The organism is Luteibacter pinisoli (assembly GCF_006385595.1).
In the GTDB taxonomy this organism is placed as follows: domain Bacteria; phylum Pseudomonadota; class Gammaproteobacteria; order Xanthomonadales; family Rhodanobacteraceae; genus Luteibacter; species Luteibacter pinisoli.
Genome location: NZ_CP041046.1, coordinates 4065761 through 4090260, shown reverse-complemented (window position 1 = coordinate 4090260; position 24500 = coordinate 4065761). Strand labels below are relative to the sequence as shown.

28 protein-coding genes and 1 other RNA gene are annotated in these 24500 nt (G+C 67.5%); 8 read left to right on the top strand and 21 right to left on the bottom strand.

Going from position 1 to position 24500, the window contains the following annotated elements; genetic code table 11:
• Positions 1–23 precede the first annotated feature (23 nt).
• The 3 genes from FIV34_RS18600 to FIV34_RS18590 form a co-directional block, all read right to left on the bottom strand.
• On the bottom strand, positions 24–311 hold the full coding sequence (locus FIV34_RS18600; protein WP_139984994.1) for a DUF2188 domain-containing protein: 288 nt from the start codon (positions 309–311) through the stop codon (positions 24–26).
• A 65-nt stretch (positions 312–376) separates the two neighbouring features.
• Entirely contained in the window at positions 377–961 is a 585-nt protein-coding gene (locus FIV34_RS18595) for a DNA-3-methyladenine glycosylase I (protein ID WP_139984993.1), read from the bottom strand.
• On the bottom strand, positions 958–1449 hold the full coding sequence (locus tag FIV34_RS18590) for a DUF1993 domain-containing protein (RefSeq protein ID WP_139984992.1): 492 nt from the start codon (positions 1447–1449) through the stop codon (positions 958–960). Before FIV34_RS18590 ends, FIV34_RS18595 begins: the two co-directional genes overlap by 4 nt.
• Before the next feature lie 120 nt (positions 1450–1569).
• Between FIV34_RS18590 and FIV34_RS18585 the strand changes: the two genes are divergently transcribed.
• Together FIV34_RS18585 and FIV34_RS18580 are read left to right on the top strand one after the other, a co-directional pair.
• Positions 1570–2517, top strand: coding sequence for an ABC transporter ATP-binding protein (locus FIV34_RS18585; protein WP_139984991.1), 948 nt, complete (start codon positions 1570–1572; stop codon positions 2515–2517).
• Positions 2514–3275, top strand: coding sequence for an ABC transporter permease (locus FIV34_RS18580; protein WP_139984990.1), 762 nt, complete (start codon positions 2514–2516; stop codon positions 3273–3275). Before FIV34_RS18585 ends, FIV34_RS18580 begins: the two co-directional genes overlap by 4 nt.
• Positions 3276–3303: 28 nt before the next feature.
• Here the strand turns inward: FIV34_RS18580 and FIV34_RS18575 are convergent, their stop codons facing one another.
• Positions 3304–3813: a DUF1993 domain-containing protein gene (locus FIV34_RS18575; RefSeq protein ID WP_139984989.1), complete on the bottom strand. Its 510-nt coding sequence runs from the start codon at positions 3811–3813 to the stop codon at positions 3304–3306.
• Positions 3814–3915: 102 nt separating this feature from the next.
• Between FIV34_RS18575 and FIV34_RS18570 the strand changes: the two genes are divergently transcribed.
• Both FIV34_RS18570 and FIV34_RS18565 read left to right on the top strand, forming a co-directional pair.
• Positions 3916–4533 (top strand): FUSC family protein, encoded by a 618-nt coding sequence (locus FIV34_RS18570; RefSeq protein ID WP_139984988.1) that lies wholly within the window; start codon positions 3916–3918, stop codon positions 4531–4533.
• Positions 4514–5209, top strand: a complete 696-nt coding sequence (locus FIV34_RS18565) for a VIT1/CCC1 transporter family protein (protein ID WP_139984987.1) — start codon at positions 4514–4516, stop codon at positions 5207–5209. The genes FIV34_RS18570 and FIV34_RS18565 overlap by 20 nt, the downstream gene beginning before the upstream one ends.
• Before the next feature lie 3 nt (positions 5210–5212).
• On the opposite strand, the gene FIV34_RS18560 is transcribed toward FIV34_RS18565, so the two are convergent.
• The 4 genes from FIV34_RS18560 to FIV34_RS18545 form a co-directional block, all read right to left on the bottom strand.
• Positions 5213–6580, bottom strand: a complete 1368-nt coding sequence (locus FIV34_RS18560; RefSeq protein ID WP_139984986.1) for a GGDEF domain-containing protein — start codon at positions 6578–6580, stop codon at positions 5213–5215.
• 73 nt (positions 6581–6653) lie between these two features.
• Positions 6654–7913 (bottom strand): TCR/Tet family MFS transporter, encoded by a 1260-nt coding sequence (locus FIV34_RS18555; RefSeq protein ID WP_139984985.1) that lies wholly within the window; start codon positions 7911–7913, stop codon positions 6654–6656.
• Entirely contained in the window at positions 7906–9093 is a 1188-nt protein-coding gene (locus FIV34_RS18550; RefSeq protein WP_139984984.1) for a cation:proton antiporter, read from the bottom strand. Before FIV34_RS18550 ends, FIV34_RS18555 begins: the two co-directional genes overlap by 8 nt.
• Positions 9094–9137: 44 nt before the next feature.
• Positions 9138–9485 carry an EF-hand domain-containing protein gene (locus FIV34_RS18545; RefSeq protein WP_139984983.1) on the bottom strand — a complete coding sequence of 116 codons (348 nt, stop codon included), beginning with the start codon at positions 9483–9485 and terminating at the stop codon, positions 9138–9140.
• Positions 9486–9567: 82 nt separating this feature from the next.
• On the opposite strand from FIV34_RS18545, the gene cysK reads away from it, so the two are divergent.
• Both cysK and FIV34_RS18535 read left to right on the top strand, forming a co-directional pair.
• The gene (gene cysK / locus FIV34_RS18540; RefSeq protein WP_139984982.1) at positions 9568–10524 is read left to right on the top strand and encodes a cysteine synthase A; all 957 of its coding nucleotides are present in this window, start codon (positions 9568–9570) and stop codon (positions 10522–10524) included.
• 91 nt (positions 10525–10615) lie between these two features.
• Positions 10616–10993, top strand: coding sequence for an NAD(P)/FAD-dependent oxidoreductase (locus tag FIV34_RS18535; RefSeq protein WP_139984981.1), 378 nt, complete (start codon positions 10616–10618; stop codon positions 10991–10993).
• Positions 10994–11000: 7 nt separating this feature from the next.
• On the opposite strand, the gene FIV34_RS18530 is transcribed toward FIV34_RS18535, so the two are convergent.
• From FIV34_RS18530 to FIV34_RS18480, 11 genes are all read right to left on the bottom strand, one after another.
• Positions 11001–13799, bottom strand: coding sequence for an AAA family ATPase (locus tag FIV34_RS18530; protein ID WP_139984980.1), 2799 nt, complete (start codon positions 13797–13799; stop codon positions 11001–11003).
• The gene (locus FIV34_RS18525; RefSeq protein WP_139984979.1) at positions 13792–14526 is read right to left on the bottom strand and encodes a hypothetical protein; all 735 of its coding nucleotides are present in this window, start codon (positions 14524–14526) and stop codon (positions 13792–13794) included. The genes FIV34_RS18530 and FIV34_RS18525 overlap by 8 nt, the downstream gene beginning before the upstream one ends.
• Positions 14519–15829, bottom strand: coding sequence for a hypothetical protein (locus FIV34_RS18520; RefSeq protein ID WP_139984978.1), 1311 nt, complete (start codon positions 15827–15829; stop codon positions 14519–14521). The genes FIV34_RS18525 and FIV34_RS18520 overlap by 8 nt, the downstream gene beginning before the upstream one ends.
• A gap of 2 nt (positions 15830–15831) precedes the next feature.
• Positions 15832–16428 (bottom strand): GTP cyclohydrolase I FolE, encoded by a 597-nt coding sequence (folE, locus tag FIV34_RS18515; protein WP_139984977.1) that lies wholly within the window; start codon positions 16426–16428, stop codon positions 15832–15834.
• Positions 16429–16474: 46 nt separating this feature from the next.
• Positions 16475–17932, bottom strand: a complete 1458-nt coding sequence (locus FIV34_RS18510) for a DNA recombination protein RmuC (protein WP_139984976.1) — start codon at positions 17930–17932, stop codon at positions 16475–16477.
• A 24-nt stretch (positions 17933–17956) separates the two neighbouring features.
• Entirely contained in the window at positions 17957–18610 is a 654-nt protein-coding gene (gene rpiA, locus FIV34_RS18505) for a ribose-5-phosphate isomerase RpiA (protein ID WP_139984975.1), read from the bottom strand.
• A complete protein-coding gene (locus FIV34_RS18500) occupies positions 18607–19065 on the bottom strand; it encodes an EVE domain-containing protein (RefSeq protein ID WP_139984974.1) in 459 nt (152 codons plus the stop codon). Before FIV34_RS18500 ends, rpiA begins: the two co-directional genes overlap by 4 nt.
• Positions 19062–19673 carry a 5-formyltetrahydrofolate cyclo-ligase gene (locus FIV34_RS18495; RefSeq protein ID WP_139984973.1) on the bottom strand — a complete coding sequence of 204 codons (612 nt, stop codon included), beginning with the start codon at positions 19671–19673 and terminating at the stop codon, positions 19062–19064. The genes FIV34_RS18500 and FIV34_RS18495 overlap by 4 nt, the downstream gene beginning before the upstream one ends.
• Before the next feature lie 107 nt (positions 19674–19780).
• Positions 19781–19964, bottom strand: a non-coding RNA gene (gene ssrS / locus FIV34_RS18490) — 6S RNA.
• 8 nt (positions 19965–19972) lie between these two features.
• On the bottom strand, positions 19973–20281 hold the full coding sequence (locus FIV34_RS18485; RefSeq protein ID WP_139984972.1) for a cell division protein ZapA: 309 nt from the start codon (positions 20279–20281) through the stop codon (positions 19973–19975).
• A gap of 7 nt (positions 20282–20288) precedes the next feature.
• Positions 20289–20513, bottom strand: coding sequence for a TIGR02449 family protein (locus FIV34_RS18480; RefSeq protein WP_139984971.1), 225 nt, complete (start codon positions 20511–20513; stop codon positions 20289–20291).
• Positions 20514–20628: 115 nt separating this feature from the next.
• Between FIV34_RS18480 and FIV34_RS18475 the strand changes: the two genes are divergently transcribed.
• A complete protein-coding gene (locus FIV34_RS18475) occupies positions 20629–21195 on the top strand; it encodes a UPF0149 family protein (protein WP_139984970.1) in 567 nt (188 codons plus the stop codon).
• A 52-nt stretch (positions 21196–21247) separates the two neighbouring features.
• Positions 21248–22486: an aminopeptidase P N-terminal domain-containing protein gene (locus FIV34_RS18470; RefSeq protein ID WP_425462899.1), complete on the top strand. Its 1239-nt coding sequence runs from the start codon at positions 21248–21250 to the stop codon at positions 22484–22486.
• A gap of 22 nt (positions 22487–22508) precedes the next feature.
• Here FIV34_RS18470 and pepQ read toward each other — a convergent pair whose 3' ends face one another.
• The gene (gene pepQ / locus FIV34_RS18465) at positions 22509–23834 is read right to left on the bottom strand and encodes a Xaa-Pro dipeptidase (RefSeq protein WP_139984968.1); all 1326 of its coding nucleotides are present in this window, start codon (positions 23832–23834) and stop codon (positions 22509–22511) included.
• A gap of 47 nt (positions 23835–23881) precedes the next feature.
• The gene (locus FIV34_RS18460) at positions 23882–24490 is read right to left on the bottom strand and encodes a hypothetical protein (protein ID WP_139984967.1); all 609 of its coding nucleotides are present in this window, start codon (positions 24488–24490) and stop codon (positions 23882–23884) included.
• Positions 24491–24500: the final 10 nt, after the last annotated feature.

Here is a 24500-nt window from a genome sequence, read left to right as displayed (position 1 = left end):
ACCAAGGTTACCTTATCGGGGTCTCACCCCGTGGACTCAGCGCGCGTGGATCGCCGGCTGGGTGGGGCGCTGGCGACCAGGCCGGCGACGACCCAGGTGTGTTCTTCCCAGCTGCCGTCCGCGTGCTGCACGTGGATGGCGACGGGGCGGCCAAGGCTGTCGGAGAGGCCCGGGGCGAGGCCTTCCGCGGCGTGGATGGCGTCGGCCTGTGACGGATAGCGCCCCAGCGCCATCGAGGCGCGGCGAACGATCCACGGCCCGTGGGCCGATTCGCTGTACGGGATGAACAGTTGAGCGGAACTCGATGCCATGGGACCCCCGCCTGTGAGAGTAGTACCGCATGCCCCACGCTACGCGTGTACGGCTAAAAAAATCATTAACCCTTGTTATGTAAGGATTTACGAAGGAGTTCGGCGCGCCGGAAGCAGCCAGGGGCGTGGGTATTGAGCAGCCCCGTGGCCTCCATCCAGGCGAAAACGATGGTCGGCCCGACGAAGGTGAAGCCGCGCTTCTTCAGGGCTTTGGAGACCTGCTCCGAGAGCGGGCTGTTGGGTGGCACCGGCCCGTCCCAGGCCAGCGGCTCGCCGCCGACGAAGTCCCAGCAGAAGGTCGCGAAATCCTCGCCCGCCGCCTGCATGGCCAGGTAGGCCCTGGCGTTGTTGATCGCCGCGCCGATCTTGCTCCGCGAGCGGATGATCCCGGCATCGCCCAGTAGGCGTTCAACCTCGGCCGGGCCGTAGGCCGCGACCACCGCGGGATCGAAGCCGTCGAAGGCACGCCGGAAGCCGTCACGGCGGGCAAGGATCGTCCGCCATGACAGCCCGGCCTGGAAGCCATCGAGGACCAGCTTCTCCCACAGCTTGCGGCCATCGCGCTCGGGCACGCCCCACTCGCGGTCGTGGTAACCGCGCATGAGGTCGTCAGCGTCACCCCAGGCGCAGCGCGACAGGCCGTCGGTCACCCGGTGAAGCCGAGGTAGTCCAGCTTGCCCACGCCCACGCCGTTGTGGCGGAGGATGTCGTATGCGGTGGTCACGTGGAAATAGAAGTTGGGCAGGGCGAAGACCATCAGGTACTCGCTGGCGCTGAAGGTGCGCTCGGACGGGCCGAACTTGCGCGTGATGGTGCGCGAGGCGCCCGCATCCACCTTCTCGGCGGGCACGGACTTGATCCACGCCACCGTGTCTTCGATGCGCTTGACCAGCTGTTCGATGGTGGTCTCGTCATCCTTGAACGAGGGGCCTTCCACCTCCGCGACGCGGGCGATGGCGAACTTCGCGGTGTCGCTGGCACGCTGGATCTGTCCGGCGAGGTTGAACATGTCCGGCGCCAGGCGCGCTTCCACCAGCGTGTCGCCGCCGTGGTCTTTGGCCTTGCCCAGCAGTTCAACCAGGACGCGGAAGCCGCGGATGTAGGCGGCGGCAGAGGCTTCGTGCAGCGAGATGCTCATGGGCGTGGCTCCGTGGGGTATCCGTCGATGGTGGGGCGGCCGGGGCACGCCTTCAAGGCCGTGCACCCACCGGGACAACGGACTACCATCACCCGCTGACTCCGACACCCACGGATCCCCATGTCCCCCACCGATACGGCCCACGACGCGATCGTCGCGGTACGCGGCCTGTCCAAGGTCTACAAAAGCGGTTTCCAGGCCCTGAAGGGTGTCGACCTCGACATCCGCCGCGGTGAAATCTTCGCCCTGCTTGGCCCCAACGGCGCCGGCAAGACCACCCTGATCAGCATCATCTGCGGCATCGTCAACGGCACCGGCGGCAGCGTGCTGGTCGATGGCCATGACATCGTCCGCGACTACCGACCCGCGCGTGGCCTCATCGGCCTGGTGCCGCAGGAGCTCTCCACCGATGCGTTCGAAACGGTGTGGGCGACGGTGAACTTCAGCCGCGGCCTCTTCGGCAAGGCGCCGGATCCGGCGTACCTGGAGAAGATCTTGCGCGAGCTGTCGCTGTGGGACAAAAAGGATTCGAAGATCATGGCGCTGTCCGGCGGCATGAAGCGGCGCGTGCTCATCGCCAAGGCGCTGTCGCACGAACCCCGCGTGCTGTTCCTCGATGAACCGACGGCGGGCGTGGACGTGGAGCTGCGCCACGACATGTGGGAAATGGTCCGCCGCCTGCGCGAGTCGGGCGTCACGATCATCCTCACCACGCACTACATCGAAGAAGCCGAAGAGATGGCCGACCGCATCGGCGTCATCAACCGCGGCGAGCTGGTGCTGGTGGAAGAGAAGCACACGCTGATGCGCAAGCTGGGCAAGAAGCAGCTGACGCTCTCGTTGCAGGCGCCGCTGGCCTCGATCCCTTCCGAGCTGGAAAGCTGGCCGCTGGAGCTGTCGCAGGATGGCCTGTGCCTCACCTACACCTTCGATACGCAGGCGGAGGCCACGGGCATCGCGGACCTGCTGAAGAAGCTCGGCGCCCTCGGCATCGACTTCAAGGACCTGCATTCCAGCGAGAGTTCGCTGGAAGATATCTTCGTCAGCCTGGTGAGGAGCCGCGCATGAATTTCCACGGTGTCCGCGCCATCTATCGCTTCGAAATGGCCCGCACGTTCCGCACGCTGATGCAGAGCATTGCCTCGCCGGTGCTTTCCACCTCGCTGTACTTCGTGGTGTTCGGCGCGGCGATCGGCTCGCGCATGGGCGCGATCAACGGCGTGAGCTACGGGGCCTTCATCATCCCCGGCCTGATCATGCTCTCGCTGTTGAACGAGAGCATTTCCAACGCGTCGTTCGGCATCTACATGCCCAAGTGGGCCGGCACCATCTACGAGCTGCTCTCGGCACCGGTGAACTACGTCGAGGTGGTGCTCGGTTACGTCGGCGCGGCGGCGACCAAGTCGATGATCCTTGGACTGCTGATCCTGGCCACGGCGCGCCTGTTCGTCGCCTACGAGATCCAGCATCCGTTCTGGATGCTGGGGTTCCTGTTGCTTACCGCGGTGACCTTCAGCCTGTTCGGTTTCATCATCGGCCTGTGGGCCGATGACTTCCAGAAACTGCAGGTGGTGCCGCTGATGGTGATCACGCCGCTTACCTTCCTGGGCGGCAGCTTCTATTCCATCTCGATGCTGCCGCCGTTCTGGCAGAAACTCACCCTGTTCAACCCGGTGGTGTACCTGGTGAACGGATTCCGCTGGAGCTTCTACGGGCAGGCGGATGTGAACGTCGTGGTCAGCGCATCGATGACCGTGGGCTTCATGCTGCTTTGCCTGGGCGTGGTCTGGTGGATCTTCCGCACCGGCTGGAAGCTGAAGAACTGACGTTCACCCGTTTCGGGATGGCGCCGGGTTACTCCGGCTTGCCGACGAAATCGGTCTTGCCCAGCACCACGCCGACGCCACGCAGGATCGCGTAGGCGGTGGTGCAGTGGAAGTACACGTTGGGCAGCACGAAGTTCAGCAGGTACGACTGGCCGTGGAAGTGCAGTTCGGCCGCGCGGGTCTTCAGCAGGATCTCGCGGGTTTCGCTGCCATCGATCTGTTCCGGCTTGAAGCCCTTGAGCATCTCGACCACCTTGGCGATACGCGCCTGGAGCTGCTCGAAGGTGGTTTCGTCGTCGGCCATCGCCGGCACCTCTTCGCCGGCCAGGCGGAACGCCGCGCCCTTGGCCATGTCGGTGGCGATCTGCACCTGGCGGATCAGCGGGAACATGTCCGGGGTAATGCGCGTGTGCAGCAGCACCTCTTCGGAGATGTTGCGGTCCTTCGCGTGGGCGGCGCCCTTGGCCAGTACGCCGGAGAGGTTCGTCAGCGCGCGGACGAGGACGGGAACGGTGGTCTGGTACATCGTGATGGACATTAACGAGACTCGTGAGGGTGAGGGCGGCCGTGGGCCGTGGCGGCGCGTATTGTGCGCGCGTGTTGGCGGCGCGTCGACGGTGCGAGCGGCTACGATGGGCGCATGACCGAGTCCAGCGCCCCGCGGCCCCACGAGCACGCCACCCAGGACCTCTCGCGCGTCCGTCGTGCGCAGCAGGTGCTGGACAGGATGTTCCGTGGCCTGCCGCTCGGGCCGCGCATGCGCCTTGGCGCATTCATGGCATTCAAGACAGTCCTGGCCTCCGGTTCGGCGTATGGGCTGGGCCTGCTGTTGCATCCGGACGAAGCGTTCTGGGCCGCGATCAGCGCCGTGGCGGTCACCCAGCCGCACTATGGTGACACCCGCGGTGTCAGCCGGGACCGCATCCTCGGCACCACCTTCGGTGGCATCGCCGGGCTGCTTGGGCTGCTCGTTGGTGGCAGCGGCGACTTTGTGTCGTTCGCCGTGGCGTTGTCCCTGGTCACCCTCGCCTGCTGGTCGGCGGGCGCGGGTAGCGCCGCGCGGATCGGCGGCATCACGGCAGCCATCGTGCTGCTGGTGCCGGCCACCGGGCCGCGCTGGGAAGTCGCCGCATGGCGCCTGGGCGAAGTCATCATTGGTACGACGTGCGCGCTGCTGACCGGCTGGCTGGTCACGCGCCTGGAAGACCGGGTCGAACAGAAAGAACAGGAGCACGCGCGTGATCCGCAAGCACCATGAACACCACCGGCTGGACCGGCTGGGCTGGCTCCGCGCCTCCGTGCTCGGCGCCAACGACGGCATCCTGTCCACGGCCAGCCTGCTCGTCGGCGTCGCCTCGGCGGAGGCGGGCACCGGCAACGTCATGCTCGCCGGCATCGCCGGGCTGGTGGCGGGCGCGATGTCGATGGGCGCGGGCGAATACGTCTCCGTGCGCTCGCAGGCCGACAGCGAGCGCGCCGAGCTGGAAGTCGAGCAGCGCGAAATCCACGAGGATCCGCACGGCGAGCATCGCGAACTGACCGAGATCTACGTGCGCCGCGGGCTCGATCGCGCGCTGGCCCATGAAGTGGCCGGGCAGCTGATGGCGCACGACGCCCTCGGTGCGCATGCGCGCGATGAACTGGGTCTTTCAGCGACGACGGCGGCACGTCCGCTGCAAGCCGCGGCGGCATCGGCGGCAAGCTTCGCCGTGGGTGCGATCCTGCCGATCCTGGCGGTGGCCGCGAGCCCGCGTGCCTCCATGGCACCGGTGACGGTCGGCGTCTCGCTGCTGGCGCTGGCCGCCCTGGGCGCGGCGTCGGCACGCATGGCCGGCGCCCCGGTGTGGCGCGGCGTGGTGCGTATCCTCTGCTGGGGTGCCGCGGCGATGGCGCTCACGGCCGCGGTAGGCCACGTCTTCGGCGTGGCCGCGTGAGGCTTAGCCGATGACGCAGCGGTTGCGGCCGCCGTTTTTCGCCGTATACAGCGCCAGGTCGGCACGTTCGAACACGGCCTGCGGGCTGTCGCCGGGGCGGAACTGCGCCACGCCGATGGAGGCCGTCACGCGAACCGGCTGGCGGCTGGCGTGGAAGGCCAGGTGCTGGATCTTGCCGCGCAGGCGTTCACTCACCTGCAGGGATTCGGCTTCGTCGGCGCCATCGAAGATGACGATGAATTCCTCACCGCCATAGCGCGCCACGAAATCCACCGGCCGCACATGCTTCAGCAAGGCCTGGCCGATGACACGCAGCACGGCATCACCCGCGGTGTGGCCGTAGGTATCGTTGATGCTCTTGAAGTGGTCGATGTCGATGGCGGCAATGGAAAGCGGGCGCGACGTCGTCAGCCAGCTTTCGTAGGCCGCCTCGATGCGTTTCTCGTAGGCTAGCCGGTTCGGCATGCCGATCATCGTGTCGGTCTGCGCCAGCTCGTGCTCGCGCTCCAGCGAACGCTGCAGGGCGTTGCGCTCGGTCTCGAGCTGTTCCACGCGCTGGCGCATCTTCTCGGCACGGTCGCGGTACGCGGTGAGGCGCGTGCCCTCGCGTTCGCGGAAGTCGCGGAAGCAGGCGGCGATGGTTTCCAGGCCGACGTTCACCCGCTCGCGCAGTTCGTGTGCGTCCTCGGCTTCGAGCACGGCTTCGCCAAGCAGGCGCATCTCGTGCGCCACGGACGCATCCAGGGCCTGCCCGTTGGCTTCGCCCGTGGACTGGTCCGCCAGCTCGCGGGCCATGTACTGGGTCAGTTCGTCCAGGCGGCTGGCCACGTGGCGCAGCACCGCCTGCAGCGCATCGATTTCGCGCTGCATGCCGATACGCTGTTCGTTGACCAGATCGGCCAGGCGGTCGCCGCAGGTAGCCAGGCCGACGAGATCGCCGGCATCGGCGACGTCACGGCGCAGGTCGTTGGCCCGGTCGGCCAGCTTGGGCTGGACGACGATGCGATCCACCAGGCGGTGCATGGCGGACTGCACGGACGAGCCGTATTCGCCGCGCTGCGGGCGCGTGATCGGGATGGCGCGGTCTTCCGGGCTGCGCAGCGGCCGGGTGGCCAGGCCTTCCAGCGCATCGCGCAGGCTGTTGGAAAGGGTCTCCAGCACCATGGCATCGGCCGGGCCGCCGGTGAGGGCCGCGCTGAGACGCTCGATATGCGGGTCGACCTGGTCATGCGCGCCGTGGGCGGCACGGGTCAGGCTGGCCACCAGCTGGCGCAGCACGGACTCCACGGCCCGCCACTGGGCTTCTTCGCGGGTGAGCCGGTCGACGGCCTCGCGGTATTTGCTTTCCCAGAGCTGGTTGTCCAAACGCACGCCCCAAACGTCGCGTGAAGTTTCTTAAGTACTTCGCGCATCATACGATGAAATCAAGGAATTTCGATCTGCCTTATGGCGGATCCAGCAGGGGTGCCACGTCGCGGGTGGCCCGCGCCGCAACCACCACGCCGGCCGCCACCAGCGCCGCCGCCAGGAGGAAGGCGATCCCCGGCAGGTGCACCGTCCGCGCCGGCGCGATGGAGAAGGCGAAAATCTGCGCGAACAGATACGGGCCGAAGATGCCCGCGAAGCTGCCCAGGCTGGTGATCGCCCCCTGCAGGCGGCCTTGCTGGTCCGGTGCCACGCAGCGGGTCATGATCGATTGCATGGGCGGCCCGGACAGGCTCCACAGCGCCATCAGCGGAATGCCGATCAGGAACACCCAGCCGGTGTCGGCCAGGCCCATCACCGCAAAGGCGGCCGTGCCGAACAGCAGGCCGGTGATCAGCACCCGCCGCTCACCAAAGCGTCTCGCCAGGCGGCCGGTCAGGAACACCTGCACCGTGCCGTCGCACGCGCCGACCAGGGCCAGCACGAAGCCCACCGCCTGCGCGCCCCAGTGGTAGCGGTAGTCCGCATACAGCACGAAGGTGGTCTGCAGCACGTAGTGCGCCAGGTAGAACAGGAAGGTGACGATGGCCAGGCCGAACACGGTGGGGCTGCAGCGCAGCAGACGCAGCGCGCCAAGCGGATGGGCGCTATGCGGCTCGAACTTCGGCGCGCGGCGTTCCGGCGGCAGCGACTCAGGCAGGATGAAGAAGCCATACAGGAAGTTCGTCAGCGCCAGGCCGGCCGCTACCCAGAACGGCAGGCGCAGGTCGAGCCCTCCGAGGAAGCCGCCCAGCGCGGGGCCGATGATGAAGCCGATGCCGAACGCGCCGCCCAGCAGGCCAAAGGCGCCGGCGCGTTTCTCCGGCGGGGTGACGTCCGCGATATAGGCATTGGCGGTGGTGAAGCTGGCCGCGGTAAACCCGGAAATGATGCGCCCGAGCAGCAGCACCCACAGCGACGGGGCCAGCGCCATGATCACGAAGTCCAGGCCCAGGCCCAGGTTCGACAGCAGGATCACCGGGCGCCGGCCGAAGCGATCGGACAGCGCGCCCTGGATCGGCGAAGAAATGAACTGCACCGCGGCGAACACCGTGCCGAACACGCCCACCCACCACGCGGCACCGCTCACGCCGCCGCCGGTCATCGATTCGATCAGGTGCGGCAGCACCGGGATGATGATGCCGAACGCCAGGATGTCGATCAGCACGGTGATGAAGACGAACACCACCGCCGCGCGGCGCACGGGCGTGGGCAACGGTGTGTGGACGCCGTCAGACATAGCCCAGGGCTTTCAGGCGCGGCGCCACGATGGGTACCGTCAGCATCGTGCTGGCCACGGCCATCAGCAGCAGGGCGGTGAAGGTTTCGCTGGTGATCATGTGCTTGTCGAGCAGGACGTTGACGAAGATGATCATGATCAGCGCCTTGGTTTGCAGCAGCCAGCCGATGAGCCACGCATCGCCGCGCTTCCAGCCGAGCACCTTGCCGGCAATGCCGACGCCTGCGAGTTTGCCGATCACCGAGGCCACCAACAGTACGCCCGCCGCGACGAAGACCGCGGTGCCGCCGATGTTCCAGTTGGTGCGCAGGCCGGTGGATAGAAAGTAAATCGGCATCACCACCAGCAGCACGTTATGGCGCAGGCCATCGAGGCGCTCGAGGTTGAACCAGTCGCGCTCCATGATCGCGCCGGCCAGGAACGCACCGACCATGAAGTGCAGGCCGCACCAGTCCGCGCCGTAGCCCACGGCGGCCAGCCAGATCAGGCTGACGTAGTAGCGGTCGGATTCCTTCAGGCGATCCATGAGGGCGCGGAAGGCCCACGCCGCCACGGCGAAGATCGCGAGGAAGGCGGCCTGGTGGCCGACGCGCTTCCAGTCCAGCAGGAGGATGGCGAGCACGGCCCAGATGGCGATGTCATCGAGGCTGGCATAGCGCAGCACGCGCTGGCCCAGGGGCGCACGCAGGATGTCGAGCTTTTCCATCAGCAGGATAAGGATGGGCAGGGCGGTGACCGCGCAGGCCATCCCGATACCCAGCACGAACTGCCAGGGCTGGGTGTCCGTGCCCATCCAGCCATCGCGCCAGGCCATCAGGCCCAGTGCGGCGAGGCAGCCTGCCGCCAGCGGGACGCCCAGCGCCAGCGCGGCGGTGGTGCCGCACTCGCGGCGCTGCCGCCACACTTCGCGCAGGTCCAGCTCGATGCCTGCGATCATGACGAACAACATGGCAGCCCACCACGCGATGCCGTTGAGCGCGCCGATGACCGGCGGCGCAAACACGGTGGCGTAGTAGTCGGGAAAGATCTTGCCCAGCACACCCGGGCCAAGCAGGATGCCGGTGAGGATCTGGACCACCACCAGGGGCGCCCAGTAATCGGTACGGAACACACGCCAGATCAGGTACGGCACGCCAAGGATGATCACCATGGCAATCAGGAACAGTTCGGTGGTACTCATCGGGCCCCTCCCCAGGGTTCGCGCAAGGGTAGCCGAAGCGCGGGTTATTGCGGAGGCTGGGCGAGCTCTTTTGCGTTGAGGAAACCGTCGTGGTTCGTGTCCAGCTTGTGGAACTGCTGGATCAGGCTGCGCTGGAAGGTGTCCAGGTGGATGGGCTTCGCCCCCGGGCGCATCGGGCCGTCGTTCGCATCGATGACACCGTCGCCATTGATGTCCATGCGCAGGAAGCCCTGGCTCATGTAGCGCACGTACTCCGCCTCGTCCACCTTGCCGTCGCCGTTGGCGTCCATGCGCTGCAGGTACTCCTTCGGCGTGCGCGGGAAATCCTGTGCCAGGGCAGGCGTGGCCACCATGAGCAAGGTGCCTAGCAGGGCGTATCGGAGGCGGTTCATCAGTGGCCTTGGCAGGGTTTGTCGGGGTGGTCGGCGGGGGAGTACGCTCGGGTGCCTTGTCCTTCGCCCCAAGGAACCGACCATGATCCACGAGAGCATCCTCGACACGATCGGCCGCACCCCCATCGTGCGCCTGCATCGCGTTGCCCCCGCGCACGTCAGTCTGTACGCCAAGGTCGAATCCTTCAATCCCGGCGGATCGGTGAAAGACCGCCTGGCCATCGCCGTGATCCTCGATGCGGAACAGAAGGGCCTGCTCAAGCCCGGCGATACCGTGATCGAGGCCACCTCGGGCAATACCGGCGTCGCGCTGGCCATGGTCTGCGCGGCGAAGGGCTACAAGTTCGTGGCGACCATGGCGGATTCCTTCTCGATGGAGCGCCGCAAGCTGATGCGCGCCTATGGCGCCAAGGTCATCCTGACGCCCGCCGCCGAGCGTGGCAGCGGCATGGTCCGCAAGGCGGAAGAGCTGGCCGCGAAATACGGCTGGTTCCTGCCGCGCCAGTTCGAGAACCCGGCCAACCCGGCCTACCACCGCAGCACCACCGCCGCCGAGATCCTCCAGGATTTCGCCGGCCGTCGCCTGGATGCCTTCGTCACCGGCTGGGGCACCGGCGGCACGCTCACCGGCGTGGGCGAGGTGCTGAAGGTGGCTCGCCCCGACGTCAAAATCGTCACCTGCGAGCCGGCCGCCGCGCCGCTGCTGCAGGACAAGCCGTGGTCCCCGCACAAGATCCAGGGCTGGACGCCGGACTTCGTGCCCGGCGTGCTGAACCGCAAGGTGTTCGACCAGGACATCACGGTGGATGAGACCCTGGCCCGCGATACCGCGCGCCGCCTTGCGGCGGAAGAGGGCCTCTTCGTGGGCATCTCCGCCGGCGCCACGGTGGCCGCGGCACTGGAGTTCGCCAGGGGCGCCGGCGAAGGCAGCGTCATCCTCGCCATGCTGCCCGACACCGGCGAGCGCTACCTCTCCACCTTCCTCACCGAAGGCATGAACGAAGGCACTGACGAAGACTGGCTGGCCACCCTCGGCTGAACCACTGACGCGGCGGGAACATCTCCCACGCGCGATCATCACGCCCGCGACGGCACGGTGGTCTCCTCGAACGATCCCGGAGACCACCTCGATGACCTTCTTCCGCAAAAGCCTCACCACGGAACTCGGCGGCCGCGCCCAGCGCCTTGCGGGCGCCGTCACCCACGATCGTGCCCGTGAACTGCGTGGCGTGGCCCGCCAGTACGCCGGCCATGCCGGCCTCATCGCGACGCGCGCCGGGACCCAGGTGCGCAAGCATCCTCGCACATCCATCGCCGTTGGCGCCGGCATCGGCGTCGCCGCACTGGCGGCCGCCTGGCTGATCCACCGCCACCAGCAGCACCAGCTGGCGCTGATGGAACACGACGAACACGACCCCACCCGCTACCGCCCGACCAACGCCTCCGGCGATGCGCTGGATGGGTCGGGTGAGGACAACCCGGTGCCGGGCGAGACTGGGTTGTACTGACAGAGCGTTACGCGGCGGCGGTATCCGTCCGGCGACGCAACACCGCCAATGGCTGCGCCCAGACAGCACCCGGGCGTCGCTTGCTGGTGACGAGGGTCAGGTCGGAGGGTTGGAAGACGTTGACGTTGTGGGTGGCGGGCGTGGTCAGGATGTACTGCGCGCGGGTGCTCTTGAGGAACGCGCCGACCTTGTCGATGTTGAAGATGTCGAGATGGGCGAACGGTTCGTCGATGAACACGAAGCCGCCGGGACGGTCTTCGTCGCGCATCAGGGCGACGAGCAGCAACAACGACTTCATCACCTGCTGGCCGCCGGACGCTTCGCCATCGTCCATGCCGATCCAGCCCTTCTTGTCGAACTCGAAGCGCACCTGCAAGGCGGCCGAGGCGAGGGCGAGATCGTCATTGACGAGTTCAGGCAGGTCCACGTCGACGCCGATGCCGGCAAGGTCGGCGAGCACCTTCAGGTTCTTGGCGTAACGACGCACCGTATTGCGCAGCACGTTGATGTACGCGCCACGCGCCTCGTGCGTGATGCGGCCGGCGCGCTCCAGGTGCAGGCGGCGTTTTTCAAGATCGCGCTTGAGGCCCTCGTGGTCGGCGCCCAGCTTCTCGCGCAGCGCCAGGACGCTCGGGTCCTGTTCCCAGTGGCCCTCTTCAAGGCGACGCTCGACACGGTCGATCTCGCGGCGCACCGCCGCGGGTGATTCGAAGCGTTCGCGCAGGGTGGCCATGGCGGTGCGCGTACGGTGCGCGAGGGCCACGTGCTTGCGCTTCGTGCGGAACGCCTTCAGCCGATCGACCTGCTCACTGCGCTGTGTATGGTGCTGGCGCACCGCATCGGCCAGCTGGTTCTGCGTGCTGCGCTGTTCGCGCGCGGCGTTGTCGCGGCCGTTCGAGGTGGCCATGCGCTTCTCGCGCACGCCTTCGTAGTACTGCTCGGCGGCGGCATGGCTGTCCGCCGTGCGCTGTACGTCTTCCTGCAGGCGCGGCTGCTGTTCGCGTGCCTCGTTGAATTCTTCGGCGCGGTCGGCGAGCTGGCTGCTGGCGTTGGCGCCACGCAGGATGCTCTCGGCATCGCTGGCCTGCGCCGAGCTCGCCTTGCGCTCGTCGGCGATGGCGCGCAGGCGGCCTTCGATCTCGCGAAGCTTCGCTTCGCCGTCGCGCAGCTGGCGCTCGCGGGCGGAGGCGCCGAAGTACATGTCATCCACGCCGAGGTGGCGGCCGCCGCGGCGTTCGCGGAAGTAGCCCTGCGGGGTGATCCAGTCCTGGTCGCGGCCGAGCTTCGAGCCTTCGGGCACGTCTTCCACGCGCTGGATGCGGTCGAGGTTGCGCAGCAGCCAGTCCGGCGCCGCGGCCGAGAACTCGACCACTTCGTGCAGCGAGCCCGCCGTCGGCTTGCCGGCAGGCGCGCGGTCGGCGACGACGAAGTGTTTATAGCGCAGCGATTCGCCGATCTTCCATGCCTTCTCGCGATCGCGCGGATCGTCCAGCAGCACCACGTGGCGGTAGCCGGCCAGCACCGCTTCCACCGCCGGCTGCCAGCGTGCCTGCGTGATTTCGACAATCTCGCTGAGCATGCTGTGGCGGATGCCGGCGTCGTCCAGCGCGCGGCGGAAGCCGGCTTCGAATTCCGGGGTGTAGCGACGGCCGCTGCGCCAGGCCGTGAGTTTCGTGGTCAGCGTGCCGAGTTCCTGGCGAAGGGTGGCTTCTTCGCCCTGCAGGGCATGCAGCCGCGAACGCGCGTCGCGGGCGATATCGGCGAGGCGCTCGTGGTCGGCGCCGTTCTGGGCGGCGACCATCTCGCGCAGGCGACTTTCCTGGCGGATGACCAGGTCGTTCTGGGCCAGTGCGGCGCGTGCGGCGTCGAGGCTCTTCTGCGTCGCCTGGCGTGCGATGTCCGCCTCGTGCTGTTCGCTGCGCAGCTGCTCGCCCGCCGCGTCGAGTTCGCCCAGCTGCCGGGTCAGTTCAGCATCGCGCTGCTCCAGCTCGATCACGCGGCGCTTGATGCCGTTGAGCGGTGCGCGTGCACCGCGCACGCTCGCGGCGAGGTCGGCGTATTCCGTACGCGGCTGCACCTCGGAGACCAGCGACACGCGCTCGTCCTTCAGTGCATTCCATTCCTGGTGCGAACGCGCGCGTGCCTCGGCCTCCTGCAGGCTCACGCCGATCAGGGAGAGCTGGTGTTCCAGGCCGTGCTGTTCGCGGTCGGCTTCGGCTTGCTCGTTGCGGGCGCGCTGGTAGTCGTCGAGCACCGCCTTGTCGCCGAACACGTCGAAGACCAGGTCAAGCAAGGCCTTCGGCGGCAGCTGGCACAACTTGTCCGTGGCGCCCTGTTCCAGGGTGAGCACGCGGCGGATCGCCTGCGACAGGCCGGCGCCTTCCAGGCGCACGCGATACTCGCGCAGGCCGAGGAAATCGTTGCGCGCCTCGATCTCTTCGATGCTGACGTCGCCACCGAGCACGGCGTACTGGCGCGTCCATTCACCGCCCTTCTTCTGGATGCGGCACGCGAGCGTCACCTCGCGATCCATCAGCGGGAAGAACGGCCGTTCGCCATTCGGCCCGGGGATGTTGCCGACGCGCGCCCGCAGCCAGGCGAACGGCTTGCCGTTGTGGCGAAGGTAGCTCTTGTAGTCGCGGTTGCCAGCGCAATCGATGGTGAGCAGCGTGCGCAGGGCATCGAGCAGGGTGGTCTTGCCCGAGCCATTCGGGCCGACGACGGTGACGATGTTGGTGTCCAGCGGCAGGCTGAAGCGCTGCCAGTAATCCCAGTGGACGACTTCGAGGCTGCGGAAATCAAACATCGTCAGTCACCTCGGTGTCCGTATCGTCCAGCAGTTCGTCGTCATCGGTGTCGGCCGAGGGAGCCTGCGCTGCGCGCGTGGCGGCGTCGGCGAGCAGGTCGCCCAGGGCGCCATCCAGGATGCGTCGCGCGGTGCGCTCGTAGTCGAAGGCGAGATCGAGCAGCGGGCCTTCGGCGATCAGGCGACCGTCGGGGCCATCGCCGCGCTTGCGGATGATGAAGCCCAAACGGCTCAACGTGCCGAGCAGGATGTTGATGCGCATCTTGCCGCCGAGCTTCTCGCCGAAGTCGGCGAGCAGGGTGCGCTCGGCAATCACCGGCGATACCGTCGGGTCGCGCGGGATGGGCTTCTGCTCGGCGAACATCTGGCTCTGCGACGCGGCGGCCTCGATTTCCTGGCGTTCCACCTGGCGCTGGCGCTTGGGCAGCACGATCAGCGCCCAGATCACCACCAGCAGGGCGACGCCGTCGCGGTCCAGCTGCATGGTGTTGGAGATCCAGCTGTCGCTGCCGCCGAAGACCGCGCGCTCGCTTTTGCGCGCCACGGCGAGGCCGATGTAGGCGGCGTAGGGGTGTTCGCGCAGTTCCAGGCCCACCGCTTCGAGGCGGCGGTCCAGGTCTTCGCGAAAGGCTTCATCCAGCAGCGCCTTGCGCGCCTGTACGTCATCGCGCGGCAGCCAGCGCTGCGCGAGCAGGCGGGTCACCAGGCTGGCGGTTTCATCATGCATCGGGGGTGTCCTTCGCGGTGGTGCGCGGGCGCAGGCGGCCGGCGCTCACAAGCGCGATCTGGGGCAGGTCGGGGTCGATCAGCACGGTGTCGATTTCCAGCGCGAGCGGCAGGCGGGCGAGGTCGGCGGTGCCGCCTTCCAGTGCCGCGGATTCCGGATCGCCCAGCAGGCCAAGCAGCGACAGGCGGTAGGCGGACAGCGCGTAGTCGTCGCCGCGCAGTGTCTCGGCGAGTTCGCGCGGTGCGGCGATGGCGGCGAGTTCGGCGTGCCAGTCATCAAGGTGGCGCAGGTCTTCCTCGCCCATGGGCAGGTCGGCGCTGTCCGGCGGCGTCTCGGCCGAGGGCAGCGTGGTGACCTCGGCGGCCAGGCGCTCGCGGTCCAGCAGCTCGTACTCAGCCACGTCCAGCGCGATCTGGTCATGCAGGAACGCGGTGGGCAGGGGCAGTGCCAGCTGGCCGTCCTCGAAGGCGGCCAGCGCGTCGATGTCCTGCGCGCGCAGCCAGCCGACGAGATCCGAGGAGGACAGGCCGGTGCGGCCCAGGTGCACGCGGTGCTGGTCGATCTTGTTGAGTTCGCGCTGGAACACGCCGGCCTGGCGCAGCAGCGCGCTCTGCGCGCGGCCCACGGCCTGGGCGAGGCGATGCGCGGCAGGCTCCAGTTCGTCCTGCTCGGTGATCGCGGCGACCACCTCGGTGCCTTTCTCCACCCAGGTCCACACCGATTCCAGGCGCTCGGCGGCGCGGCGGATGCGGTGTTCGGAGCCGGAAAGCACGGCGCGGTCGAAGTCTTCCTTCAGTTCCGCGAGGCGAGCGAGCAGGTGGCCGAGTTCGTCGACCGACACGCGGCCCACGGCCTGCCCCGCGGCGAGCTGCGCGGTGAGGTAGCCGAGGCCGTCGTCATCGTCGTGCTCGAATTCGAGCATCGTGGCGATGGCGCCCAGCGCCTTGCGCCCCACGGGCCCCACGCGATAGCGCTGGGTTTCCGTGTCGTACACCAGCAGGTCGTGGTCTTTCAGGCGCTGGACGACGGTCTCGAGCTTGACCGGATCGACGAAGGCGAGGTGGTCGCGGATTTCCTGCGGCGTCCACTCCGTGGCGTGCGTGCGCGCGCCCAGGGTGCGCAGCACCAGCAGGCGCAGGAGTACCTGCGCCTCGCTGCCATGGAACAGCGCGGAGAACGCGCGCAACAGGCCACGCCCGCGCAGCAGCGGGAAAACGGCAGGGAGGTCCTCGACGACGGTGCCGTCGCGGAAAAGATCCTGCAGGCGTTCGTCGTGGACGGTGGTGTCAGCTGGCCCGCTCAAGGTCAGCGACGGTCGACGCCGACGAAGCGGAGGAACTCGCCGCGGGTGCGCGGATCCTCGCGGAAGCTGCCGAGCATCTGGCTCGTCACCATCGACACGCCGCGCTTGTGCACGCCACGGGTGGTCATGCATTCGTGGCTGGCATCGATCACCACGCCCACGCCACGCGGGCGCAGGGTGTCTTCGATGCAATGGGCGATCTGCGCGGTGAGCTTTTCCTGCACCTGGAAGCGGCGGGCGAAGCCATCGACCACGCGGGCCAGCTTGCTGATGCCGACGACGCGGTCGGTCGGCACGTAGCCCACGTGCGCGCGGCCGATGATCGGCGCCATGTGGTGTTCGCAGTGGCTTTCGAACTCGATGTCGCGCAGCACGATCATCTCGTCGTAGCCTTCCACTTCCTTGAAGGTGCGACGCAGGTACTCGGCCGGGTCTTCGTCGTAACCCTTGAACCAGTCGGAGTAGGCCTTGACCACGCGCTTGGGCGTGTCGAGCAGGCCCTCCCGCTTCGGATCCTCACCCGCCCACAGCAGCAGGGTGCGAACGGCCTCTTCGGCCTGTTCGCGGGTGACCGGACGGGAGCTGGAGTCGTCGCTCATCGGCGGGGTTCCTTAAAGACGGTGCAAACGCGCATTGTAGCGCGGCTCAGGCCTCGTCGGGCTCGGCCTCGGACTCGCTGTCCGGCTCGTCCGGGCCCGCCGCCAGGTCCAGCAGGCGCTGGGATTCATCGCCGCTGAGCGATTCCACCCCGCGCAGCTTGCGCTCGATGGCGCGGGTGCGGACTCCGGCGTTGTCGATGCTGTTGCGCACCGTGTCCAGCTGCTTGCGGGTCTTTTCCAGCACCACGCCGAACTTGCCGAACTCACCCTTGACCGCGGCCAGCACCTGCCAGACCTCGGACGAGCGCTTTTCGATGGCCAGCGTGCGGAAGCCCATCTGCAGGCTGTTCAGCAGGGCGGTCAGCGTGGTCGGGCCGGCCACGGTCACCCGGTGGTCGCGCTGCAGCTGGTCGGACAGCCCCGGGCGGCGGATCACCTCGGCGTAGAGGCCTTCGGTGGGCAGGAACAGGATGGCGAAATCGGTGGTGTGCGGCGGCGAGACGTACTTGCTGCGGATCCGCTTGGCCTCGTCGCGCACGCGCGCTTCCAGGGCCTTGCCGGCGCTGAGCACGCCCTCGGCGTCGGCATTGTCCTGGGCATCCAGCAGGCGCTGGTAGTCCTCGATGGGGTACTTCGCGTCGATCGGCAGCCACACCGGGGAGCCGTCTTCGGCGCCGGGCAGGCGGATGGCGTATTCCACGCGCTCGCTGGAGCCCGGCACGGTGGCGACGTTGGCGTCGTACTGCTCGGCGATGAGGATCTGCTCGAGCAGGGCGCCAAGCTGCACCTCGCCGAAGGTGCCGCGGGTTTTCACGTTGGTCAGGACGCGCTTGAGGTCGCCCACGCCGGCGGCCAGGGCCTGCATCTCGCCGAGGCCGCGCTGCACGGCTTCCAGCCGCTCGGACACGAGCTGGAACGACTGGCCCAGACGCGTTTCCAGCGTGGACTGCAGCTTCTCGTCGACCGTCGCGCGCATCTGTTCCAGCTTGGCGGCGTTGTCCTGCTGGATGGCGGCCAGGCGCGTTTCCAGCGTGCCGCGCATGTCGGCCATGCGCTTTTCGTTGTCGGCGGTGAGCGCGGTGAAGCGCTGGTCGATCAGCTCGCCGAAGTGCTTCAGGGTCAGGGCAGATTCTTCGCGGGTCTTGCGCGAATCGTCGGCCAGGCCCTGGCGCAGGGACTGCAGGCCGTTATCGGTGCGCTCGGTGAGCTGGTCCAGCCGGCGGCCGAAGCCCTCGATGCGCTCGTGCTGCTGGGCGGCGGCGGCCTGGAACTGCTCCTGCACGTGGCTTCGGAACTGGCCGAAGCTTTCGCCCAGCTCGCCGCGGCCGGCGCGCTGCTCATCGCGCAGCACGCTTTCAAGGCGGCGGCTATCGTCACGCAGCGCGTCGAAGCGGGCGGCACTGCCGTCGTCGTGCTTGCCGCGCGAGAGCAGGACGAAGAGCAGCCCCAGGCAGCCGAGGCCGACCAGGAGCAGGGCGATAAGGAGAAGGGTTTCGAGAGTCATGGCGGAAGCTTACCCGCCTTCGTCTCAGATCTCGCGATTGCCCATGATCACGACGTCGGCGCGGCGCTTCGCAAACAGGCCGACGCAGACGATGCCGGTGATCTGGTTGAGCTGGGCCTCAAGCGCGACGGGGTCCGTGATGCGCCAGCCGTGCACGTCGATGATCCAGTTGCCGTTATCGGTGGTGACGCCATCGCGCCACACCGGCGTGCCGCCCATTGCGGTGAGTTCACGGGCCACGAGGCTGCGCGCCATCGGGATCACTTCGATCGGCAGCGGAAACGTGCCGAGCACGTCGACGCGCTTGGTCGCGTCGATGATGCAGACGAACTTATCGGACGCCGAGGCGACGATCTTCTCGCGGGTGAGTGCCGCGCCGCCGCCCTTGATCAGGCACTTGTTCGCATCGCACTCGTCCGCGCCATCGACATACAGGTCGAGGCGGCCGGCGGCGTTGAGGTCCATCACATCGAAGCCCAGCTTGCGCAGGCGGTCGCTGGAGGCTTCGGAGCTGGAAACGCAGGCCTTGATACGGTCACGGTACTGCGGCAGCTCGTCGATGAAGAAATTCACCGTGGAGCCGGTGCCGACACCGATGATGCTGTCCTTGTGGCTCTTGCCCACGTAGTTGAACGCGGCGGTTTCGGCGGCAAGGCGCTTCTCGTTGTCCTGGCTCATGCTTTTTCCAGCTTCAGGATGATGTCCCAGTCGTGCTTGGCGACGGGCATGACGGAAAGCCGGTTGCCCTTGCGCACCAGCGGCATGTCGGCCAGTTCCTCACGCGCCTTCATCTCGTCCAGCGAGACGGTGCGCTTGAACTTCCGTTCGAACTTCACGTCGACAAGCATCCAGCGCGGTTCTTCGCGCTTGCTCTTCTCGTCGTAATACTTCGACTTCGGGTTGAACTGGCTTTCGTCCGGATATGCCGGCGACGCCACGGTGGCGATGCCCACGATGCCCGGGACATCCGTGTTGGAGTGGTAGAAGAAGATCTTGTCGCCCGGCTTCATGCCATCGCGCATGAAGTTCCGCGCCTGGTAGTTGCGCACGCCATCCCAGGGCTCGACGCCCTTGCGTTCCAGGTCGTCGATCGAAAACGCGTCCGGCTCGGACTTCATGAGCCAGTACTTCATGCCGCGCCACCCGTGCAGTCGATCAGTTCCTTGTCCGTGGCCACGTAATCCAGCTTGATGTCCCACTCGGCGGTTTCAATGCCGGGCAGTTCCTGGAAGTGGTAGCCGACGCCCACCAGCAACGGTTTGGCCGGGCGTGCCTGGTCGCGGAGGAATTCGAAGCTGCGGTCGTAGTAGCCGCCGCCGAAACCCAGGCGGTTGCCCTTCCGGTCGAAGCCGAGCAGGGGCACGAGCACCAGGTCGAGCTTGTCGGCCTCGATGATGTGCGTCGCCGCCTTCGGTTCGGGAATGCCCAGTTCGTTTGACTCCACGTCCTGGCCCGTGGTCCACGGGGCGAAGGTCAGGCGCCGCTTGCCGCCGGATTTGGTGACGATGGGCAGGTAGAAGGTCTGGCCGCGATCGCTCAGCGGGCCAATCGCCACGTTCAGCGGCAGCTCGCCGCCCGTGGCCCAGTAGCCGGCCACGTGGGTATCGGTAAGGAATTCAGGGAGCTGCTCCAGCGACCGGCGCAGGCCGGACGCCGCGGCGACACGCTCGGCGGGCTTGAGCTCGCGGCGGCGCTGGACCAGGTCGGCCCGCAGTTCACGTCTCTCGGGGAGCTTTGACATGGTCGTTCAGCCGAACGGCACAGTCTGGGTGCCCGCGAGCCGCCTCACCCGGTGCCGCGGGCAAGGCGCTGACCAGCCCGAGGGGCCAGCCGGCAAAAATAAAGGAGGCGTTCTCCGCGATGCCGCTGCGCACCAAACGACCTTGATCCAAAGGATCAGGTGGGAGAGCCACGCGGTCTCAAGGCTTTCCGTACGAAGGCGGACATGCACAACAACCACGTAAGGCCGACCCGGGGTCGTATGTAGGAACAAGGCAAATGTAAAGTGCGCTGGCGAACATCGCAGGGAACGCCCGGCGCTTATTTTACCGATGCGTCGAGCAAGCCATCAAGCTTTTGTCGCAAAGTGGCCAGTCCGTCGGTCAGGGCCTGTTCCTGCGTGTTGTGCTGCCGGCGCAACGTGAGCAGCTCGTGGGCGATGCTCACCGCCGCCAGGACGGCGATGCGGTCGAAACCGGGCACCTTCGCGCTGGATTTCAGCTCGCGCATCTTGTCATCCAGGAATCGCGCGGCTGCCACGAGGCCTTCACGCTCTTCGGGCGCGCAGGCAATGTGGAACTCGCGATCGAGGAGGCGCAGGGAAACGGGTTCCTGGGTCGTGGCGTTCATGCTTGGATCAACCCGTGTTCTCGAGCGCTTTCAGGCGCTGGATCATGGCTTCGACACGGCTGCGCGCCTGTTCGTTGCGGGCCATGAGGCTGGAGCGCTCGTTGGCCAGCTGTTCCTGGCTGTGGCGCAGGCTACGGTTTTCTTCCGTCAAACGACGGACAGTATCGACGAGCCGGTCGAGCGTGGCGCTCAGGGCTTCCAGTTCGGTCTTGAAGGCGTCCGGGTTCGTCATGCGCGGACTATAACAGGGCTTTCCGGCTTGTCAGCAGGCCGTGAAGGGTAAATCGTCCACGACCCGGCTGGCCGGGTGCATTAGACTATTTGGCGAACCTCCAGGAGTACCCGCCATGTCGGCCAACCAGACCGTAGACCCCGAAGACATCGCCGACCTGATCGCGCGTTGCAACCTTGGCACGTCGGTCAGCGAGTTCCACGGTTCGCTGGTGGGTTTCATCAGCGCGGGCGGCGCCTTCACGGGCGGTAACGTGCTGGCCGCGCTGAGCTTCGAGGCGGATCCCGCGCCGAATGCGGAAGAGTCCGCCATGCTGGAACGCCTGCGCCACCAGACCGAAGAAGGCCTGGCGGACTTCGAACTGGGCTTCATGCCGTGGGTGCCGGACGACGAATCGCCGCTGCACGCGCGCGTCGAAGGCCTGGCCGACTGGACGCGCGGTTTCCTCGGTGGCTTTGGCCTGGGCGGTACGCCGGAATCGGCAAAAACCCTTAGCGAAGACGCCCGCGAGATCATCCGTGACATGGCCGCGCTCGCTTCCACCGAGGTGACGCTGGACGAAGACGTGGATGGCGACGAGGCGTCGCTGGTGGAACTGGAAGAATACGTGCGCATTGGCGCGCTCACCCTTCACGCGGAGCTGGCCGCGCGCCGCGAGCCGGCCAACCCCACCCGGCATTGATGCGTTGATCTCGGCCGCGGAATACGCCCGGCGCCGCCGGGAGCTGATGCGCATGGCCGGGGAGGATGCGGTGCTGATCCTGGCCGCCGCCCCCGAGCGCATGCGCAACGCCGATGCACCCTGGCCCTACCGCCAGGACTCTGATTTCCACTATCTCACCGGGTTTGGCGAGCCGCAGGCCGTGCTGGCCCTGTTGCCGGGCCGTGCCCATGGCGAGACGGTGCTGTTCTGCCGCGAGCGCGATGCCGAACGTGAACGCTGGGATGGCGAGCGCATGGGCACCGACCGCGCGGCCCGCGAGCTGAAGCTCGACGACGCGTTTCCGATCGATGACATCGACGACATCCTGCCCGGGATGATCGAGGGTCGCACCCGCGTCTATTGTCATTTTGGCCAGGAGCCGGACTTTGATGCCCGCCTGCTCGCGTGGATGCGCCGCCTGCGCTCCGCACGCGGTGGCGGCGTGGTGCCGAAGGACCTGGTGGCGCTGAGCCATCTCCTGCATGACATGCGCCTGTTCAAGTCGCGCGACGAGCTGGCGCTGATGCGCCGCTCCGCCGAGGTGGCTGGCGCGGCCCATGTCGCGGCGATGGCCATGGCCGCGCCCGGCGTGGCGGAGTACGAGATTGAAGGCGAGATCCTGCGCACCATCCGCGGCCGCGGCGCGGTACCGGCCTTTCCGCCGACCATCGCCGGTGGGGCGAACGCCTGCATCATGCATTACCAGGCCAACCGCGCCACGCTGAAAGCGGGCGACCTGCTGCTGGTCGATGCGGGTGCGGAAGTGGACTGCTACGCCTCGGACATCACCCGCACCTATCCGGTGGACGGGCGCTTCAGTACCGAGCAGCGCGCGCTGTACGACATCGTCCACGAGGCGCAGCTCGCCGCCATCGACGCGGTGCGCCCCGGCCGTGCCTTTGCGGATTCCCACGACGCCGCCGTGCGTGTCATCGCCACGGGCCTGGGCGCGCTGGGCCTGGTGAAGGGCAGCGTGGAGCGGATCATCGCCGAGGGCGCCTACAAGCCGTACTTCCCCAGCAAGACCGGCCACTGGCTGGGCCTGGATGTGCACGACGTGGGCGACTACCGGATCGACGGCGAGCCGCGCGTGCTGGAAGAGGGCATGGTGCTGACGGTGGAGCCGGGCATCTATATCCCGCCGAACGACAGGACCGTGGCCGAGCGCTGGCGCGGTATCGGCATTCGCATCGAGGATGACATCGTGGTGACCCGGGGCGCGCCCGAGGTCATGACCGCGATGGTGCCCAAGGCACCCGCCGACCTGTGAGCCGGCGGGTGCGTGGCGCGTCTTAGCCCAGCAGGGCGAAGGCGTCGCGGGTGAGGTTTTCCGGCTCACGCGTGGTGCATACCACGTCGTCTTCGATGCGGATGCCGCCGTACTTGCGGAACGCATCCACCTTGGTCCAGTTGATGTCGCCGGCCACCGGCTTGTTCTTCAGTTCGGCCAGCAGCATGTCGATGAAGTAGATGCCCGGCTCGATGGTGACGACCATGCCCGCCTCGAGGCTGCGCGTGAGGCGCAGGTACGGGTGGCCTTCCGGCCTGGCGATGGTGCCGCCGGCATCGGAGGACTGGAAGCCCGCGACGTCATGCACCTGCATGCCGATGCCATGGCCCAGCCCATGCGGGAAGAACGCGGACGACACGCCCGATTCCACGGCGCTTTCGGCGCTCATGCGGATGAAGTCGTGCTCGCGCAGCACGCCGGCCAGCACGTGGTGGGCGTGTACGTGAAGCTCCGGATAGCTCTGGCCCGCGCGTACTTTCGCGACGAACGAGCGCTCGGCCGCGTCCACCGAATCGATCAGGGCCTGGAATTCGCCGGCGTCCTTGCCCGCATAGGTGCGGGTGATGTCGCTGGCGTAGCCGGCCGCGCTGGCGCCGGCGTCGATCAGGAACGAGCGGCTCTGCGCCGGCGGCGTGCGGTCGAAGTTCGTGTAGTGCAGTACCGCGCCGTGGTCGTTGAGGCACACGATGCTGGCGTACGGCAGTTCGGCGTCGGTCTGGCCCACGGCGGCCAGGTAGGCCTGGTGGATGCCCAGTTCGCTGGCACCGTCGCGGAAGGCCTTCTCGGCCGCGCGATGGCCGCGCGTGCCGCGGCGGCTGGCCTCGCGCATCAGCTCGAGTTCGTACGGCGTCTTGTAGGCGCGGTGGTAATGCAGGTAATCGAGCACGGGCGAGGGGTTGTTCGCCTGCACTTCGCTGGTGCCGCAGTACTGGTCGCCGATGATGGCGCAGCGCGAGAGCATGGCCGGCAGTTCGGCGATGGCATCGGCCGGCTTGCGCACCGTGACGATGTCGAAGTGCTCCACCCAGTAGGCGGTGGGCGCTTCGGGCACCACGTGCCAGTAATCGTGCGGCTGCAGGAACACCAGCTTGGGCTTGTGGCCGGGGGTGTAGACCAGCCAGCTGCCCGGGGCGTCCACCAGCGGCAGCCAGTGCTTGAAATGCGGGTTGACGATGAAGGGGTAGTCCTGATCGTCCAGGAACTTGGTGATCGGGCGGCCGGCCGGGACCACCAGGTGGTCGAAACCGCCGCGCTCCAGCGCGGTGTCGGTGCGCTCACGCAGGGTGGCAAGGTGTTGCGGATAAAGCGCGGCCAGCGCGTCGTTCATCGTCGATCTCCGGGGAATGAGGGGTGGGGCAACCACGTATGGTGCGCTCAGGCGGCCGAGAACACCACGGTGTAATCGGTGGCCAGGTCGCCCAGGCGCTGGCGCAGGGCCATCGCGGCGTGGTCGTTGCCGTCGATGAAGGAGCGCAGGTGGGCGCCATGCAGGCTGATCGCGAAATGGCCCACGGCGAAATCATGGGCCGGTGAGCGCCAGGTGGTGAGCGGCGTCCAGGTCGAGCAGTGGGGACAGGCGACGAAGGCCGAATCCGGCGAGTCGCACCACACGGCGAGCGCCTCTTCGAGGGCATCGCTGCCCTCGTCCCCGGGGGCCAGCAGGGCGCGGCACTGCGGGCAGCGGATGGTGAAGCTGCCGTCGTAGCGGCAGAAGATCCCGTTTTCGCGGCCGCCGTCGATCATGTGCGCGCCTTGCCCGTCGCGCAGCCAGCGATGGCCGCTGGCATGCAGGCCAATGGCGTGGATGCCGGTCTCGGCGGTCAGCCGGTGGTCCAGCACGTGGAACGGCGCGTCCTCGCCCGGGTCCAGCACCGCGGAAATCGTGCCGTCGCCGACGAGTTTCAGGTACAGGCCGGTCGCGGCCGCGGCGGCGTCGTCGCGTTCGAGGTCGGTGTCAACAAGGAGGGTGGTGGCGTGGCTCATCGTGGGCATG